Origin of the sequence: Mesorhizobium sp. M0030 (genome assembly GCF_040323695.1) — a bacterium.
Taxonomy (GTDB): Bacteria; Pseudomonadota; Alphaproteobacteria; order Rhizobiales; family Rhizobiaceae; genus Mesorhizobium.
In genome coordinates this window covers 637,460-652,565 of the sequence record NZ_JAMYVE010000001.1, presented here as the reverse complement: position 1 = coordinate 652,565, position 15,106 = coordinate 637,460, and the positions used below count along the sequence as shown (strand labels likewise).

General features: G+C 64.4%; 21 protein-coding genes. 16 read left to right on the top strand and 5 right to left on the bottom strand.

What is annotated here, in order from left to right; translation table 11 throughout:
- The first annotated feature begins 228 nt into the window (after nucleotides 1-228).
- The 3 genes from NKJ80_RS03045 to NKJ80_RS03035 all read left to right on the top strand — a co-directional run bounded on the left by NKJ80_RS03045 (nucleotide 229) and on the right by NKJ80_RS03035 (nucleotide 2,667).
- Nucleotides 229-1,320 (top strand): hypothetical protein, encoded by a 1,092-nt coding sequence (locus tag NKJ80_RS03045; protein WP_352497016.1) that lies wholly within the window; start codon nucleotides 229-231, stop codon nucleotides 1,318-1,320.
- Between the two features lie 269 nt (nucleotides 1,321-1,589).
- Entirely contained in the window at nucleotides 1,590-2,210 is a 621-nt protein-coding gene (locus NKJ80_RS03040; protein WP_023689152.1) for a nucleoside triphosphate hydrolase, read from the top strand.
- Nucleotides 2,211-2,295: 85 nt separating this feature from the next.
- Nucleotides 2,296-2,667: a hypothetical protein gene (locus tag NKJ80_RS03035; protein ID WP_023700470.1), complete on the top strand. Its 372-nt coding sequence runs from the start codon at nucleotides 2,296-2,298 to the stop codon at nucleotides 2,665-2,667.
- A 25-nt stretch (nucleotides 2,668-2,692) separates the two neighbouring features.
- Here the strand turns inward: NKJ80_RS03035 and NKJ80_RS03030 are convergent, their stop codons facing one another.
- From NKJ80_RS03030 to NKJ80_RS03020, 3 genes are all read right to left on the bottom strand, one after another.
- Nucleotides 2,693-3,397, bottom strand: coding sequence for a glutathione S-transferase family protein (locus NKJ80_RS03030; protein ID WP_023732693.1), 705 nt, complete (start codon nucleotides 3,395-3,397; stop codon nucleotides 2,693-2,695).
- A gap of 153 nt (nucleotides 3,398-3,550) precedes the next feature.
- Nucleotides 3,551-4,759 (bottom strand): beta-ketoacyl-[acyl-carrier-protein] synthase family protein, encoded by a 1,209-nt coding sequence (locus NKJ80_RS03025; RefSeq protein WP_023683604.1) that lies wholly within the window; start codon nucleotides 4,757-4,759, stop codon nucleotides 3,551-3,553.
- 5 nt (nucleotides 4,760-4,764) lie between these two features.
- Nucleotides 4,765-5,019 carry an acyl carrier protein gene (locus NKJ80_RS03020; protein WP_023671226.1) on the bottom strand — a complete coding sequence of 85 codons (255 nt, stop codon included), beginning with the start codon at nucleotides 5,017-5,019 and terminating at the stop codon, nucleotides 4,765-4,767.
- A 235-nt stretch (nucleotides 5,020-5,254) separates the two neighbouring features.
- On the opposite strand from NKJ80_RS03020, the gene NKJ80_RS03015 reads away from it, so the two are divergent.
- The 5 genes from NKJ80_RS03015 to NKJ80_RS02995 are packed head-to-tail and all read left to right on the top strand — an operon-like array spanning nucleotide 5,255 to nucleotide 7,606.
- Entirely contained in the window at nucleotides 5,255-6,076 is an 822-nt protein-coding gene (locus tag NKJ80_RS03015) for an urease accessory protein UreD (RefSeq protein ID WP_081732475.1), read from the top strand.
- A gap of 30 nt (nucleotides 6,077-6,106) precedes the next feature.
- Nucleotides 6,107-6,409, top strand: coding sequence for an urease subunit gamma (locus NKJ80_RS03010; protein WP_023671228.1), 303 nt, complete (start codon nucleotides 6,107-6,109; stop codon nucleotides 6,407-6,409).
- 11 nt (nucleotides 6,410-6,420) lie between these two features.
- A complete protein-coding gene (locus tag NKJ80_RS03005; protein ID WP_352497015.1) occupies nucleotides 6,421-6,675 on the top strand; it encodes a DUF1272 domain-containing protein in 255 nt (84 codons plus the stop codon).
- Between the two features lie 29 nt (nucleotides 6,676-6,704).
- On the top strand, nucleotides 6,705-7,292 hold the full coding sequence (locus tag NKJ80_RS03000) for a HupE/UreJ family protein (protein WP_352497014.1): 588 nt from the start codon (nucleotides 6,705-6,707) through the stop codon (nucleotides 7,290-7,292).
- Nucleotides 7,293-7,300: 8 nt separating this feature from the next.
- Complete coding sequence (locus NKJ80_RS02995) at nucleotides 7,301-7,606, top strand: urease subunit beta (protein WP_023671231.1); 306 nt, start codon at nucleotides 7,301-7,303, stop codon at nucleotides 7,604-7,606.
- Between the two features lie 26 nt (nucleotides 7,607-7,632).
- Here NKJ80_RS02995 and NKJ80_RS02990 read toward each other — a convergent pair whose 3' ends face one another.
- Nucleotides 7,633-8,130: a hypothetical protein gene (locus NKJ80_RS02990; protein ID WP_023671232.1), complete on the bottom strand. Its 498-nt coding sequence runs from the start codon at nucleotides 8,128-8,130 to the stop codon at nucleotides 7,633-7,635.
- Nucleotides 8,131-8,253: 123 nt separating this feature from the next.
- Nucleotides 8,254-8,616: a hypothetical protein gene (locus tag NKJ80_RS02985; RefSeq protein WP_023671233.1), complete on the bottom strand. Its 363-nt coding sequence runs from the start codon at nucleotides 8,614-8,616 to the stop codon at nucleotides 8,254-8,256.
- Nucleotides 8,617-8,796: 180 nt separating this feature from the next.
- Between NKJ80_RS02985 and ureC the strand changes: the two genes are divergently transcribed.
- The 8 genes from ureC to NKJ80_RS02945 all read left to right on the top strand — a co-directional run bounded on the left by ureC (nucleotide 8,797) and on the right by NKJ80_RS02945 (nucleotide 15,084).
- Nucleotides 8,797-10,509, top strand: coding sequence for an urease subunit alpha (ureC, locus tag NKJ80_RS02980; RefSeq protein ID WP_031245402.1), 1,713 nt, complete (start codon nucleotides 8,797-8,799; stop codon nucleotides 10,507-10,509).
- 92 nt (nucleotides 10,510-10,601) lie between these two features.
- Nucleotides 10,602-11,195 (top strand): hypothetical protein, encoded by a 594-nt coding sequence (locus NKJ80_RS02975; protein WP_023750391.1) that lies wholly within the window; start codon nucleotides 10,602-10,604, stop codon nucleotides 11,193-11,195.
- Nucleotides 11,196-11,237: 42 nt separating this feature from the next.
- Complete coding sequence (locus NKJ80_RS02970; protein ID WP_352497013.1) at nucleotides 11,238-11,843, top strand: glutathione S-transferase family protein; 606 nt, start codon at nucleotides 11,238-11,240, stop codon at nucleotides 11,841-11,843.
- On the top strand, nucleotides 11,840-12,442 hold the full coding sequence (gene ureE / locus NKJ80_RS02965) for an urease accessory protein UreE (protein WP_023750392.1): 603 nt from the start codon (nucleotides 11,840-11,842) through the stop codon (nucleotides 12,440-12,442). The genes NKJ80_RS02970 and ureE overlap by 4 nt, the downstream gene beginning before the upstream one ends.
- Nucleotides 12,435-13,106, top strand: coding sequence for an urease accessory protein UreF (locus tag NKJ80_RS02960; protein ID WP_023750393.1), 672 nt, complete (start codon nucleotides 12,435-12,437; stop codon nucleotides 13,104-13,106). The genes ureE and NKJ80_RS02960 overlap by 8 nt, the downstream gene beginning before the upstream one ends.
- Entirely contained in the window at nucleotides 13,103-13,543 is a 441-nt protein-coding gene (locus NKJ80_RS02955; RefSeq protein ID WP_023671239.1) for a DUF3995 domain-containing protein, read from the top strand. The genes NKJ80_RS02960 and NKJ80_RS02955 overlap by 4 nt, the downstream gene beginning before the upstream one ends.
- A 13-nt stretch (nucleotides 13,544-13,556) precedes the next feature.
- On the top strand, nucleotides 13,557-14,189 hold the full coding sequence (ureG, locus tag NKJ80_RS02950) for an urease accessory protein UreG (protein ID WP_023671240.1): 633 nt from the start codon (nucleotides 13,557-13,559) through the stop codon (nucleotides 14,187-14,189).
- Between the two features lie 127 nt (nucleotides 14,190-14,316).
- Entirely contained in the window at nucleotides 14,317-15,084 is a 768-nt protein-coding gene (locus NKJ80_RS02945) for a class II aldolase and adducin N-terminal domain-containing protein (protein WP_023671241.1), read from the top strand.
- The last annotated feature ends 22 nt before the right edge of the window (nucleotides 15,085-15,106 follow it).

Below are 15,106 nucleotides of genomic sequence, written 5' to 3'. Positions count from 1 at the left end.
CCTCCCCCATGTGGGGAGGGTCGATCCGCGTAGCGGATCGGGGTGGGGGTCCTCGTAGGGCGCTACCCCCACCCCGTCGATCGATCTCCGCTTCGCTCCGATCGCTCGCCGACCCTCCCCACAAGGGGGAGGGTAAAAATCGCCCTGATGCAAAATGCCGGTCGCTGTGCTTGCGCATCCGTCACGGAGCGGGTTTGTTCGCTGCCATCAGAATCAGCAGGTGCGCGGATGGATACGGTCACGATCAAGGCAAAGGGCATTTCGGTCACGCTCGATCTCACTGTCGGCCATATCGCCGACATGACGGTCGACAGCGATGGCCGCCAGCTGAAGCCGCTGCACCGCGCGCCCTGGATCGATGCCGGCGAGACGCTGCCGCCGGATCTGCCTCAAGGCACGGTGCGGCTGTCTGGCGATTTCCTATGCGCACCGTTTTCGGCCAGCGACATCGAGGCCGCACCGCTGCATGGCTGGCCGGCCAACAGCGCCTGGGATGTCACCGCCAGCGAAGTGACATCCGACGGCTGGCGGGCCGTCTTCCGGTTGCGCCGCACGGTGATGGGCGCGACGGTCGACAAGATCTTCACGCTCCGCAACAGTCATCCCTTTCTCTATCAGGAGCATGTCTTTTCCGGCGGTTCCGGCGCGGTCTCCGCCGCCCACCATCCGATGGCGGCGATGCGCGATGGCGGCCGGCTCGCCTTCTCGCCGAAGCGCTTTGCCGGGACAATGGACGCACCGCTGGAGCCCGATCCGGCCCGCGGTCGCTTCAAGCTTTCCTATCCCGCCCGCTCGACCGATCTGACGCGCTTTCCAGCCACTGGCGGCGGCACGCTCGATCTCACCGACTACCGCATGGAGGATGAGCGCGAGGATTTCATCACCCTGGTCGAAGCCGATCATGACGGTCCGGGCTGGACGGCGCTGGCGCGCCGGGCCGAACAGGATCTGGTGCTGGTGCTGAAGAACCCGGCGGAGCTTCCGGTCACCATGCTGTGGTTCAGCAATGGCGGCCGCGACTACGCGCCGTGGAGCAGCCGCCATCGCGGCGTGCTCGGCATCGAGGACGGCCGCGCCGCCATCGGCCATGCCGCATCGATCGACGACAATTGGCTGAAGCGCGAAGGGGTCGCGACCGCTTTTACCCTCGGCGGCGAAGTCTCCTTCCGCCATGTCATCGGCACGCTGCCGCTGACGAGCGGCGAGCCGCCGCGCGATATCGGGACAGCCTCAGGTCACATGCGTCTCACCGGAGCCGCTGGTTCGACCCGCGATGTCAGGTTCGACAGCGATTTCCTGCGGATCGGCCAGCCCGGCTGATTTTCGAACGCTGGCCCTGCCCCTCACCTGCCTGCCGGCATCCTCGACACACGGCACATGGAGCTTGTCCGCCGCACCGCCGCGCCAACCAATCTGCTTGGCGCTGCGGCGGACGCATAGGGGGAGAAGTGTTACCCATCTATCGGCTGGACACCGGCAGGGCGACGAGGGGCGGCGCTGACGTGGCGGATGTCGTGAGATTGCCCAAATCGCGGTTTGAAATTTCCTCAAACTGCCGACAAGATGCAAAGCATAGCTGGAAGCGCCCAATGTCCGAAATCGCCCATCTCGCCGCCACCATCTTCAAGCGCGCCGGCAAGGCGAAACGCTTCATCGTCGCCATTGCCGGCCCGCCCGGCGCCGGCAAGTCGACGCTCTCGGCCGGGCTGCATGATCTGTTGCCGGAGGGCGCGGCTGAAGTCGTGCCGATGGACGGCTTCCACTATGACGACATCGTGCTCGACCAGCGCGGCCTGCGGCCAAGAAAGGGCGCGCCGGAGACTTTCGACTTCGCCGGCTTCGAGACGCTGTTGAAGCGCATCCGTTCGGGCGAGCCAGACATCGCCATTCCGGTGTTCGACCGCAGCATGGAATTGTCGCGCGCCGCCGCCTCCATCGTTGCCGCCGAGACCAAGTTCATCCTGGTCGAAGGCAATTACCTCCTGCTCGACGAGGAGCCGTGGTCGCGGCTGGCGCCGCTGTTCGACTTCACCATCTTTGTCGATGTGCCGCGGGCCGAACTCGAGCGCCGCCTTCTGGTGCGCTGGCACGAGCATGGCCGCTCCGACGAAGACGCCCGCGCCTGGATCGCTTCCAACGACATGCCCAACATCGATCGCGTGCTCGGCCGTCGCAGGTCCGCCGACCTGGTTGTTGGCGATCCCGCATAGTTCGCTCGACTTCGGAACGGGAACCTTAAGACTTTCAGGTCGTTATCTCTCATCGGCAATCGTGCCGCCGTGAGGGAACCGTCAGATGGCAACCAAGGCAAAAACACCCGCCAAGAGCAAGACCGCTCAACCCAAAGCCAGGCAGGCAAAGGCCACGCAGGCCAAGGCAGGCGCCGGCCCGGCGATCGCCGAGCGGTCCAAGGACGCAAAGCCGGCTTTCGGCAAAGCGGCGCCAAAGAAGGTAGAACCGGTCGCGACGGCGAAGGTGGCGGCGAAAACCTCCAAACCCAAGAAGCCGGCAAGCCGCGGCTCGATGGCCGGCGGGGCCATGCGCACGGTCAAGGCGACCGCCAATGTCGCCGCTGGTGCGGTGGCGGCGACAGCCAGGGGCGCCGCGTCGCTCGCTGCGTCCGTTATCGGCAAGGGCGGCTCGAAAAGCAAGGCCAAGGCGAAATAGACCTGGTTGCTTCGGCCGGCCGAGGTCAATTCCTGGCGGGAATGGTCAGGCCGCGCTGCACCGCGGGCCGCGCCAGCCCGCGCTCCAGCCATGCCGCGACGGTGGGGAAGTCGTCGAAGCCGACGAGTTCTCGCGCCTCGTAGAAGCCGATCAGATTGCGCACCCAGCCCAGCATCGAAATGTCGGCGATCGTATAGTCATCGTCCATGATCCAGGTTCGACCCTTCAGCCGCGTCTCCAGCACCCCGATCAGCCGCCGCGATTCATTGCGGTAGCGATCCAGCGGCCGCTTGTCGGCGATCTCGCGCCCGGCGAATTTATTGAAAAACCCGACCTGTCCGAAAATCGGTCCGATCGCCGCCATCTGGAAGAACACCCATTGGATGGTCTCGTAGCGCCGCGCCGGATCGGCCGGGATCAGCTTGCCGGTCTTGTCGGTGAGGTAGAGCAGGATGGCGCCGGATTCGAACAGGCCGAGCGGCTTGCCGCCCGGCCCGTCGGGGTCGATGATCGCAGGTATCTTGCCGTTCGGGTTCAGTGACAGGAATTCCGGTGTCCAGCTCTGGTCCTTGCCGATATCCACCAGATGCGCCTCGTAGGGCAGGCCGAGTTCTTCCAGCGCGATCGAGACTTTCACCCCATTCGGCGTCGTCGCGGAATAGAGCTGCAGACGGTCGGGGTGGCTGGCCGGCCAGCGCTTGGTGATCGGAAAGACGGACAGGTCGGTCATCGAAAGCTCCGGTCGGGAATTTGGCGCGGTCTCGCGCCGTTTGGCGGGTTGCGAAGGATTATCCTCGGCGTCTTTGCCGATCAACCGGCCGACGGTGCGCACACCGTCTTCGCAGTCATTCAGGGCCAGTCGCTCAGGGCTAGTCGCTTGCCGTCAGACCGCCTTGAACGCCACCACGGCATTGGTGCCGCCGAAGGCAAAACCGTTGCTGATCGCCGCGCGCACCTTGCGCTCGCGCGCCACATTCGGCGTGATGTCGAGATCGCAGTCGGGGTCGGCCTGCCGGAAATTGGCCGTCGGCGGCACGATGCCTTCGCGGATCGCCATCACGCAGGCGATCATTTCCAGGCCGCCCGAGGCGCCGAGGCAATGGGCATGCATCGACTTGGTCGACGACACCGACAGCTTGTAGGCATGGTCGCCGAAGACGCGCTTGATTGCCGCCGTCTCGATCTGGTCGTTGGCCTTGGTGCCGGTGCCGTGGGCGTTGAGATAATCGACGTCCTCGGGATTGAGCCCGGCGTCCGCCAGGCAGGCGCGCATCGCCGCCGTCGGTCCCTCGACTGTCGGCGCGACGATATCGGAAGCGTCGGCGGAAAGGCCGGCTCCGGCAAATTCGGCCAGAATGGTCGCGCCGCGCGCCATGGCGTGTTCATAGGTTTCCAGCACCGCCATTCCAGCACCTTCGCCGAGCGACAGGCCCTGGCGATCGGCTGAGAACGGCCGGCAGGTATCGGGCGCCAGCACCCGCAGGGCTTCCCAGCCTTTCAGGATGCCCCAGAGCAGCGGCGCGTCGGTGCCGCCGGCGACCATGACATCGGCGCGGCCGAGCCGGATCTGGTCGACCGCCGAGGCAAAGGCGTGATTGGACGAGGAGCAGGCCGAAGTGACGCCGAACACCGGCCCGCGCAGGCCGAGATTCATGCTGACATGGCCGGACGCCGCACTCGGCATCACTTTCGGCACGGTGAAGATGCCGGCCCGGTTCTTGCCGTCGACCAGGATGGCGCGGTAGTTCTCCTCGATCGCCTCCCAGCCGCAGACGCCGACGCCGACGACCGCGCCCATCCGGTAGGTGGTTGCTTCATTCGATGTCAGGCCGGCATGCTGCATGGCTTCGCGCGCGGCAATCGTCGCCAAAAGGCTGAAGCGGTCCATCGACACGGTCTGCTTGTGGCTGATGCCATGGTCGGGCAGCGTCTTGATTTCGCAGCCGACCTTGACCTTCAAATCATGCAAACCGGGATTGCTGATTTGACCGATGGCCGATCGGCCGGCCCGCATTTCGTTCCAGATTGCAGGCGCATTGGCGCCGAGCCCGCATATGCCGCCGATGCCGGTAATGACGACGCGCTTTTGCATTCAGCTCAGGCTTTTTTCGCAATCAGCGCGCGAACAGCCTCAACCATATCGCCGACATTCTTGAGATTGCTCCAGGCATCGACCGTGTTCATCTCGATCTCGATGCCGTACTGCTCCTCGAGATCGAAGATGATCTCGGTCAGTTCCAGGGAATGGATGCCAAGCGCGGTCAATTCCGTATTGGTGGTGATCTCTTCGCCACCGGGCTCCGCATGTGCCCTGATCTTGGCGATGATTTCCGTTGCCAGCTCGTCAGCCATTCGATTCCTTCCCCAATTTTATAACGTCGCGGTGCCGATTGGTTGGCGCCCCTGTTGCCTGGACTGAAATCGCCGTCGCCTTCAAAAACCCGCCAGGCGCAGCATGACCGTTCCAAAGAGGCTCCCTCTATAGAAACGGAAACGTTGTCAAGCAACAAGCTATATCAACAAGCACCATATCGACAAAGCGCCGGGAGTGCTTAACGTTAGCGCCGTGGATACGTTGCAGCATGTCTTGATCTCAGCTCTTCCGGCCCAGCGCGCGGCCGGGGCGGCCCGGCTTGCGTGCGGCGTCAGGGATGGACGCACCCGGCTTTTGCGCCTCTATCAGGACGGCTCGGCCAAAATCCGCATGCCGGCCGTTGCGGCCGATCCGCTCGAAGCCGTGCTCATCAACACCGCCGGCGGTCTGACCGGCGGCGATCGGCTCGGCTGGGAAATCGATGTCGGGCCAGGTGCCTCCGCCTCGATAACCACCCAGGCCTGCGAAAAGATCTATCGTGCCGCTAGCGACTGCGCCGAAGTTCGGGTGAAGCTCAGCGTCGGCGCGGGCGGGCGTATCGCCTGGCTGCCCCAGGAAACCATCGTCTTCGACCGCTCGGCCTTTGCCCGCACGCTCGAGGTCGAGCTTGCCGCAGGCGCCGAGGCATTGCTGCTTGAAGCCACCATATTCGGCCGCCTCGCGATGGGCGAAGAGGCCGCGCACGGCCATTTCCACGACCGTTGGCGTGTCCGCCAGGATGGTGCGCTCGTTCATGCCGAGGATTCCCGCATCGGGCCGGCTATCGCGGCGGCACTTGGCCGCCCGGCGGTCGCCGGCGGCGCCATTGCCGCTGCGACGCTGCTGATGGTTTCGCCGCAGGCCGAAGGCTTGCTCGATGCGGCCCGCGACATCATCGGCGCCGACGGCGATGCCAGCGCCTGGAGCGTCAAAAAATCTGGCAAGCTTCTTGCGAGGCTGTTTGCCGAGGACGGCTACCAGCTGCGCAAGCGGCTGGTTCCGCTCGTCGAACTGCTCAACGGGCGGGCGGGTCTGCCCAAATTATGGTCACTCTGAGCCAAATCCAGGCCAAATCCAGGAAAGCGCATGAACCTGACGCCGCGTGAAAAGGACAAGCTGCTCATCGCCATGGCGGCGATCGTGGCGCGCAAGCGGCTGGAACGCGGCGTCAAGCTCAATCACCCCGAAGCGATCGCGCTGATCACCGATTTCGTCGTCGAGGGCGCCCGCGACGGCCGCCCGGTCGCCGAACTGATGGAGGCCGGCGCCCATGTCATCACCCGCGCGCAGGTGATGGAAGGCATCGCCGAGATGATCCACGACGTGCAGGTCGAGGCGACCTTTCCCGACGGCACCAAGCTGGTGACCGTTCACGAACCGATCAGGTGAGGAGAAAAACGATGCTGGAGCTGCGACCGAATTGCGAATGCTGCGACAAGGACCTGCCGCCGGAAGCGACGGACGCGCTGATCTGCACCTTTGAATGCACCTTCTGCGCTGACTGCGCTGAACATGTGCTGGGCGGCGTCTGCCCGAACTGCGGCGGCAATTTTTCCGCACGCCCGATCCGCCCAGTGGAGAAACTGGTGAAATATCCGGCCTCGACCCAACGCGTGCTCAAGGCCGAGGGCTGCGGCCCGCGCAAGGCTGCGTGATTGTTTTCGTGACTTCGAAGGGAAGACCGATGATCTCTGCTTCAACCAAACGCACCACGCTTGCAGCGATCCTGCTGCTGGCGGCGGCGATGCCCGCCTATGCCCATGTCGGCATCGCCACCACCTCGTCCTTCGCGGCGGGCTTCGCGCATCCGCTGTCCGGCCTCGACCATATGACCGTCATGGTCGCCGTCGGCCTTTGGGCGGCGCTCAAGGGCGGCAAGGCGATATGGGCCTGGCCGCTGGCCTTTGTCGGCGTAATGCTGGTCGGCGGCGCGCTCGGCATGCTCCACGTGCCGGTGCCTTTCGTCGAACCGGGCATCCTTGCCTCCGTCGTCGCGCTTGGCTTTCTGGTGGCGTTGGCGGTCGATCTGCCGGTCTCGGCCGGAGTCGCCATCATTGGCCTGTTCGCGCTGTTCCATGGCCATGCCCACGGCACCGAAGTGCCGGAAAATGCGGGTGGGCTTGACTATATGGCCGGCTTTGCCGTTGCCACCGCACTTCTCCATGCCATGGGCATCGCTGCCGGCCTTGGCCTCGGCATGCGCTTTCGCGGGCTTGCCCGCGCCGCAGGTGCTGCCTGTGCTGCCGTCGGCCTGGTCTTCGGCGTTTTGTGAGGCTAACGATGATTCCCGGCGAAATCATCACGGCAAGCGGCGACATCGAGCTCAACAAGGGGCTGCCGACGGTGACGCTGAAGGTGGCCAACAGCGGCGACCGGCCGATCCAGGTCGGCAGCCACTACCATTTCTTCGAGACCAATGAGGGGTTGAAATTCGATCGCGACAAAGCGCGCGGCATGCGTCTGGACATTGCCGCCGGCACCGCGATGCGCTTCGAACCGGGACAAGAGCGGGACGTCACGCTGGTGCCGTTCGGAGGAAAACGCGAGGTCTACGGTTTTCAGCAGAAGATCATGGGCAGGCTGTGAGATCGACGGGGTCGGGCGCCCTGAGGTCAGTTCGACGGCCTGGCCGCCGCGTAGATGACGATTCTTGCCGAGCCGTCGAATTCCACCGCAAGGACGTCTTCCGTAAGCACGCGCCGCGAATCGATGGCGTTGAACAGCAAGGCGTTGGCGTCGATCTCCTTGCGCAGTTCCGCAATGTCGTCCTGATGCTGTTCGACCTTGCTCTCGACGGCCGGCGGCGGGCCGCCTTCGCTGCGCGCCGCGTCGGTGAGGAAGACGATATCTACCGTATCGAGCTTGGACGTCTTGCGCACGGCGCCGATGTTCTCACGCGTCCGCTCGATCGCGGTGATGATCTTGTTGGTCTGTGGTTCCGTCCGCGCCTCCTCCTGCCGGACATCGGAGCCGACGATCCGGTTGACGGTGTCGGCCCGGTTGACGGCGTCAGCGCTTTCAAGACCTTGCGCGGCTTGCGGGCCGAAAGCTGCGAGAAATGCGCAGGCAGCAAGGCTCTGGAGCCATCTGGTGTCGGCAAAGACAGGCATCGCTCGCTCCTGGTGGACTGTTCTGTGCAACGCCGTTCGGCGCCAAAGGGACGAAACGCCTCCTGTCGAGCGAAGGTTCCCTGTGGGCTGGCGGGCCGGGTGCCGGCCCGCCAAGCGCTTCTTTCAGCTTGCCTTCTTGGTGACAAGGGTCAGCGCGCCATCGGTGGTCATGCTGGCGGCGACCACCTGTGCCGAGGTGAGCCCCTTGGCTTCGAGCGCCGACTTGATCTGCGGCGTCGCGTCGATCGAAGAGCGCAGTTTCTGCAGCCCGGCATCGCCACGCTGGGCGATCACCTGATTGACCTGCGTCTGGGTGGCCTTGGGCAATTCGCTGATATCGACGATGTTGACCTTCTGGATCGCCGGCGCCGCCGGCTGAGCGCTGGGCGCCGCCGGCTTCGGTTGCGGCGTGGGCTGCTGCTGGGCGCCGGCTACGGTCGCGGAGGCCAACGTGGCGGCGGCTGCAAGAACGATGATTTTGCGCATGTATTTTCCTTTCATCGATTTGGCCAAGGGTTTGGCAAACGGGCGGTTTGGGGTGGCACGGCCACCTCAACGGCCAAATGGGATCAGAAGGTGTCGCCGAGCGGGTCATTGCATGACCATTGGATGGCGACGATGTGGAGTTCGGCTGCGGCCGGACTCTCGTTTGGGGAGCATTGACTGATGGCTAGAATTACCCGCGCCGCCTACGCGCAGATGTATGGCCCGACGGTCGGCGACAGAGTGCGCCTGGCCGATACCGAGCTGTTTATCGAGGTCGAAAAGGACCTCACCGTCCATGGCGAGGAGGTGAAATTCGGCGGCGGCAAGGTCATCCGCGACGGCATGGGCCAGAGCCAGGTGTCGCGCGCCGGCGGCTCGGTCGACACCGTCATCACCAACGCGCTGGTGGTCGATGCCACTGCCGGCATCTTCAAGGCCGATATAGGTCTCAGGGACGGCCGCATCGCGGCGATCGGCAAGGCCGGCAATCCCGACACGCAGGACGGTGTCACCATCATCATCGGCCCCGGTACCGAGATCATCGCCGGCGAGGGCAAGATCCTGACCGCCGGCGGCTTCGACGCGCACATCCACTTCATCTGCCCGCAGCAGATCGACGAAGCGCTGATGTCGGGCATCACCACCATGCTCGGCGGCGGCACCGGCCCGGCGCATGGCACGCTGGCCACCACCTGCACGCCGGGACCCTGGCACATGGCGCGCATGATCCAGTCCTTCGACGCTTTCCCGATGAACATCGGCCTGTCCGGCAAGGGCAATGCCTCGCTGCCGGCGGCGCTCGAGGAAATGGTGCTGGGCGGCGCCTGCTCGCTGAAGCTGCACGAGGACTGGGGCACGACGCCGGCGGCCATCGACTGCTGCCTGTCGGTTGCCGACGATTACGACGTGCAGGTGATGATCCACACCGACACGCTGAACGAATCCGGCTTTGTGGAGAACACCGTCGCCGCCATCAAGGGCCGCACCATCCACGCCTTCCACACCGAAGGCGCCGGCGGCGGCCATGCGCCCGATATCATCAAGGTCTGCGGCCTGCCCAACGTCATTCCGTCTTCGACCAACCCGACCCGGCCCTACACCGTCAACACGCTGGCCGAGCATCTCGACATGCTGATGGTCTGCCACCATCTGTCGCCGTCGATCCCTGAAGACATCGCCTTTGCCGAAAGCCGTATCCGCAAGGAGACCATCGCGGCGGAAGACATTCTGCACGATATCGGCGCCTTCTCGATCATCTCGTCGGACTCGCAGGCCATGGGCCGTGTCGGCGAGGTGGCGATCCGCACCTGGCAGACCGCCGACAAGATGAAGCGCCAGCGCGGGTCATTGCCGCAGGAGACCGGCAACAATGACAATTTCCGCGTCCGCCGCTACATCGCCAAATACACCATCAACCCGGCCATCGCGCATGGGCTGTCCAGGGACATCGGGTCGATCGCGGTCGGCAAGCGCGCCGATCTGGTGCTGTGGAACCCAGCCTTCTTCGGCGTCAAACCGGACATGGTGCTGATCGGCGGCATGATAGCCGCAGCCCCGATGGGCGACCCCAACGCCTCTATCCCGACCCCCCAGCCCATGCACTACCGCCCGATGTTCGGCGCCTATGGCAAGGCCAGGACCAACTCGTCGGTGACCTTCGTTTCGAAGGCGGCGCTGGAGTCCGGCCTGCATGGCAGGCTCGGCGTCGACAAGCAGTTCGTCGCGGTCGAAAATACCCGCGGCGGCATCGGCAAGCACTCGATGATCCTCAACGACGCCACGCCGCATATCGAGGTCGATCCCGAAACCTATGAGGTTCGCGCCGATGGCGAACTCTTGACTTGCGAGCCGGCAACCGTGCTGCCGATGGCGCAGCGGTATTTCCTGTTTTGAGGCGAGGGGCGATTTGATCGACCCGGCAAATTCCATTGCGAGCCGGTCGGTGCCGCCGCAATATGCGGCTCAAAGAAACCGCGTAGCAGGTCATGGCCACCGAAATAGCCTCCGCCCACGACATCTTCCCGCATATCCGCATCGTCATGGGCATGGTGATCGGACTTGGCGTCGCTCGCCTGCTGTCGGGGGTGGCGCGAATCGTCCAGCATCCCGGCCAGTACAGGCTCTATCCCGTGCACCTCGGCTGGGTCGCCTCCATGCTGTTGCTGCTGGTGCATTTCTGGTGGTGGGAGTTCGGCCTCTACACCATTGAGGTCTGGACTTTCGGCAAGTACCTGTTCCTGATCTTCTACGCCATCACGCTGTTCCTGCTGTGCGCGCTGCTGTTTCCGGATTCGATGCTCGACTACACCAGCTACGAGGATTTCTTCTATTCACGCCGTGGCTGGTTCTTCGGCCTGCTGGCGACGACCTATCTGCTCGACGTCGTCGACACGCTGCTGAAGGGTCCCGAGCATTTCGCCCGCTACGGCAATGAATATCTGTTCCGAACGCCGGTTTTCGTGGTGTTGTGCATCGCCGCCATACTGGTGCCTGACCGCCGCTTCCACATCGCCTTCGTCGCCGGCACGCTGATCTATCAGATATCGTTCATCCTGCGGCTCTTCGACACCATCGTCTGAACAGTGGCTATGGTTTAGGGTCGCAGGAAAGAGGGTTCAACCATGTACAAGGCCATCGGATCGCGTGGCTCCCGCGTCAGCTGCGTTCTGTGGATGCTTGAGGAACTCGGGCAGCCCTATGAATTCGTCGAGGTCAAATTGCGCTCGCCGGAAGCCTATGCGCTCAACCCGTCGGGCAAGGTGCCGATCCTGATCGATGGCGAACTGACGGTGACGGATTCGGCGGCGATCTGCGTCTATCTCGCCGACAAGCACGCCGACAAAGGCATGGGCGCCAATCCAGGTGTGGCCGGACGCGCCGAAATGGATTCCTGGATGCATTTTGCCCAGTCCGAGTTCGAAGCGCCGCTGTGGAACAAGCTGCGCCACCGCTTCCTGTTGCCGAAGGACGTGCGGGTCGATGTCGGCCCCGCCGCCGCCTACGATTTCGCCTCGGAGGCCAAGGCGCTCGACGGTCGGCTGGGGGATCGGGAGTTTGCGCTGGGCGACCGGTTTTCCGCCGTCGACGTGCTGTTGGGCGACATGGGCGGCTGGGCCCGCGCCGGAAAATTCCCGATCGAATCCGAGCGCGTCAACGCGTATTTTGACCGCGTCCTGGCGCGGCCTGCCCGTGCGAGAGCCCAGGCTAACGGTGGAGCCATGCGATGAAACTCAACCTGAACACCGACTTCACCAAGTTCCCCCGGGCCGTCTCGGTGGTGCCTGCCGGCACTGCCGGAACTACGCCGCCATCCGGCCGTGCCGTCCTGCCCCATGACGAGCGTCATTTGCGCCGCCGCGCCATTGAGCTTGCCGACGGCAGCAAGGTGCTGGTCGATCTGCCCGAGCCCGTGACCTTGAACGATGGCGACCGGCTGGTGCTGGAGGATGGCGGCCAGGTCGAGATCACCGCGGCACCCGAAGAGGTCTACGACATCCGTGCCCGCCACGCCGTGCATCTGACCGAACTCGCCTGGCATATCGGCAACCGCCATCTGGCGGCAGCGATCGAGCCCGGCCGCATCCTGGTCCTGCGCGACCATGTCATCAAGGCTATGCTGGAAGGGCTGGGCGCCACGGTGCGCGAAGTCTCCGAACCGTTCAAGCCGGTGCGCGGCGCCTATTCCGCCCAAGGTGCGCATGGTCACGATCACAGCCATGCGCATGCGCACGCCGAAGCGCATTCCCATGATGGACGTTCCCACGCACACAGCGAGTCGCATTCGCACAGCCATTCCCATGACGGGCATCATCACGATCATGACTGACCAGCCATCCGGCATCGCTTTGCTGCGGCTCATGGCGTGGCTGTCGCCGGCCTTTCCGGTCGGCGGCTTTGCCTACAGCCATGGTCTCGAACGCGCCGGGCAAGACGGGCTGGTTGCCGATACCGCCAGCCTCGCCTTCTGGCTGGAGACGCTGGTCGAGATGGGCTCGGGCTGGAACGACGCCGTGCTCTTCACGGAAGCCTGGCGTCGCGCCCGCGACGGCGGCGATCTCCATGAAATTGCCGATCTCGCCGAAGCGCTGGCCGGCTCGCGTGAGCGTCACACCGAAACCATGCTGCAAGGCGCCGCCTTCCTGAAAGCGGCAGCGGCGTGGGCGAATCCGGTGTTGGGCCGCCTGCCGGCCGAATGCGCCTACTGTGTCGCCGTCGGCGCCGCTGCCGGCGGCAACGGTTTCGCGCTTCAGGACGCGATGTCGGCCTTCCTGCAGGCCTTCTTCTCCAACCTCGTCCAGGCGGCGATCCGACTCGGCATCGTCGGCCAGACGGACGCCATGGCCTTGCTCGCCGGCTTCGAGCCGTTGGCGCTGTCGACGGCCGCGCGCGCCGCCGGCTCGACATTGGACGATCTCGGCGGCTGCGCCTTCATCTCCGACATCATGGCGATGAAGCACGAGACGCAGTATTCCAGGCTGTTCCGCTCATGATCGTCCTCGCCTTCGCCCTCTCGGCCGTCCTGCTGCTGATCACCGCGCTGCATGTCTATTGGGGCCTTGGCGGCATCTGGCCGGGCAGGGACGGCGTCTCCTGCGCCCACGCCGTCGTCGGCTTTCGCGGCGTCGACGAGATGCCGACGCCGTTTCCCTGTTTCGCCGTTGCCGCGTGCCTGTGCCTCGCAACCCTGTGGCCGCTGGCGCTGACCGGGGTCTTCGCCTCCCCCTTTCCAAGGGAGGGCCTTGCCGCCACAGCGCTGCTCATCGGGCTCGTCTTCCTCGGCCGCGGCATTGCCGGCTTCACGCCGTGGTGGCGCCGTCTGGCGCCGGAACAGCCTTTTGCGCGGCTCGATATCAGCTTCTATTCGCCGCTCTGCCTGTTGATCGGGCTCAGCTTCGCCATCCTCGCCATCACGGAGTTTTCGGCATGACGGAGTTTTCGGTATGACTCAGGCAAACGGTCCCCTGCGTATCGGCATCGGCGGTCCCGTCGGCTCCGGCAAGACGACGCTCACCGAAAAGCTCTGCAAGGCGCTGCGCGACGATTTCTCCATCGCCGTCGTCACCAACGACATCTACACCAAGGAAGACGCCATGATGCTGGCCCGCCTGCAGGCGCTGCCTGAGGACCGCATCGTCGGCGTGGAGACCGGCGGCTGCCCGCACACCGCCATCCGTGAGGACGCCTCGATCAATTTGCAGGCGATCGCCGGACTGAACAGGAAATTCCCCGATCTCGACATCGTCTTCATCGAATCCGGCGGCGACAATCTTGCCGCCACCTTCTCGCCCGACCTTGCCGACCTGACCCTCTATGTCATCTCGGTTTGCCAGGGCGAGGAAATCCCCAGGAAGGGCGGGCCGGCGATCACCCGTTCCGATTTCCTGGTCATCAACAAGAGCGATCTGGCGCCCTATGTGAACGTCAACCTCGATGTCATGGAGAGCGACGCCGCCCGAATGCGGGGCAAGCGCCCGTTCGGCTTCACCGACCTGTCGCGCGGCAAGGGACTGCAGGAAGTCATCGACTTCATCGTCGAACATGGCGGGCTGCAGTCGGCTCGCTCGGCGGCGTAATGCATGTCGCCCAAAAGTGCGTGGCGGTTTTGGGACAACGGACAATGCGAAGACAGCCTGACCCACCAGTTTGCGGTTGCTGGCCACGGCTGAGCGCGGCATTCTCTTAAAAACGGAGGTTTTTCGGATGAGCATCGCCCGCCTGCAAAAGGAAACGCTGACCAACCTGCCCTACTATGAGGAGCGCGTCGATCTGGCCGCCGCCTTCCGCTGGACGGCGCGGCTCAACATGCATGAAGCCGTGGCCAATCACTTTTCGCTGTCGGTCAACGAGGACGGCAGCAAATTCCTGATGAACCCCAACCAGGTGCATTTCTCGCGCATCAAGGCGAGCGACCTTTTGCTGATCGACGCCAATGATCCCGAGACATTGTCCGGCCCGAATGCGCCCGACCCGACCGCCTGGGGTCTGCACGGCGCCATTCACCGCAACGTGCCGCATGCGCGCTGCGCCATGCATGTGCATTCCATCCACGCCACCGTGCTGGCATCGCTGGCCGACTCGACCCTGCCGCCGATCGATCAGAACTCGGCCATGTTCTTCAACCGCCACGTCGTCGATGCCCATTATGGCGGGCTGGCCTTCGAGGAAGAAGGCGAGCGCTGCTCGCAACTGCTCACCGACCCGAAGGTCAAAGTGATGGTGATGGGCAATCACGGCGTCATGGTCATCGGCGACACCGTCGCCGACGCCTTCAACCGCATGTTCTATTTCGAGCGCGCCGCCGAAACCTACATCAAGGCGCTGTGGACCGGCCGTCCGCTGCGCACGCTGTCCGATGCCATTGCCGAAAAGGCCGCCAGCGAGATGGACGACTATCCCGGCCAGGCAGAGCGTCACCTTGCCGAGCTGAAGGCGATCCTCGACGAGGAAGAGCCGGTGTACCGGAGCTGAATGAGTTCACCCTTCTCCCTGT

Bases quoted from the DNA above. Each gene is read 5' to 3' on its own strand.
- NKJ80_RS03045 (WP_352497016.1), top strand. From the start codon at position 229: ATGGATACGGTCACGATCAAGGCAAAGGGCATTTCGGTCACGCTCGAT.
- NKJ80_RS03040 (WP_023689152.1), top strand. From the start codon at position 1,590: ATGTCCGAAATCGCCCATCTCGCCGCCACCATCTTCAAGCGCGCCGGC.
- NKJ80_RS03035 (WP_023700470.1), top strand. From the start codon at position 2,296: ATGGCAACCAAGGCAAAAACACCCGCCAAGAGCAAGACCGCTCAACCC.
- NKJ80_RS03030 (WP_023732693.1), bottom strand. From the start codon at position 3,397: ATGACCGACCTGTCCGTCTTTCCGATCACCAAGCGCTGGCCGGCCAGC.
- NKJ80_RS03025 (WP_023683604.1), bottom strand. From the start codon at position 4,759: ATGCAAAAGCGCGTCGTCATTACCGGCATCGGCGGCATATGCGGGCTC.
- NKJ80_RS03020 (WP_023671226.1), bottom strand. From the start codon at position 5,019: ATGGCTGACGAGCTGGCAACGGAAATCATCGCCAAGATCAGGGCACAT.
- NKJ80_RS03010 (WP_023671228.1), top strand. From the start codon at position 6,107: ATGAACCTGACGCCGCGTGAAAAGGACAAGCTGCTCATCGCCATGGCG.
- NKJ80_RS03005 (WP_352497015.1), top strand. From the start codon at position 6,421: ATGCTGGAGCTGCGACCGAATTGCGAATGCTGCGACAAGGACCTGCCG.
- NKJ80_RS03000 (WP_352497014.1), top strand. From the start codon at position 6,705: ATGATCTCTGCTTCAACCAAACGCACCACGCTTGCAGCGATCCTGCTG.
- NKJ80_RS02995 (WP_023671231.1), top strand. From the start codon at position 7,301: ATGATTCCCGGCGAAATCATCACGGCAAGCGGCGACATCGAGCTCAAC.
- NKJ80_RS02990 (WP_023671232.1), bottom strand. From the start codon at position 8,130: ATGCCTGTCTTTGCCGACACCAGATGGCTCCAGAGCCTTGCTGCCTGC.
- NKJ80_RS02985 (WP_023671233.1), bottom strand. From the start codon at position 8,616: ATGCGCAAAATCATCGTTCTTGCAGCCGCCGCCACGTTGGCCTCCGCG.
- ureC (WP_031245402.1), top strand. From the start codon at position 8,797: ATGGCTAGAATTACCCGCGCCGCCTACGCGCAGATGTATGGCCCGACG.
- NKJ80_RS02975 (WP_023750391.1), top strand. From the start codon at position 10,602: ATGGCCACCGAAATAGCCTCCGCCCACGACATCTTCCCGCATATCCGC.
- NKJ80_RS02970 (WP_352497013.1), top strand. From the start codon at position 11,238: ATGTACAAGGCCATCGGATCGCGTGGCTCCCGCGTCAGCTGCGTTCTG.
- ureE (WP_023750392.1), top strand. From the start codon at position 11,840: ATGAAACTCAACCTGAACACCGACTTCACCAAGTTCCCCCGGGCCGTC.
- NKJ80_RS02960 (WP_023750393.1), top strand. From the start codon at position 12,435: ATGACTGACCAGCCATCCGGCATCGCTTTGCTGCGGCTCATGGCGTGG.
- NKJ80_RS02955 (WP_023671239.1), top strand. From the start codon at position 13,103: ATGATCGTCCTCGCCTTCGCCCTCTCGGCCGTCCTGCTGCTGATCACC.
- ureG (WP_023671240.1), top strand. From the start codon at position 13,557: ATGACTCAGGCAAACGGTCCCCTGCGTATCGGCATCGGCGGTCCCGTC.
- NKJ80_RS02945 (WP_023671241.1), top strand. From the start codon at position 14,317: ATGAGCATCGCCCGCCTGCAAAAGGAAACGCTGACCAACCTGCCCTAC.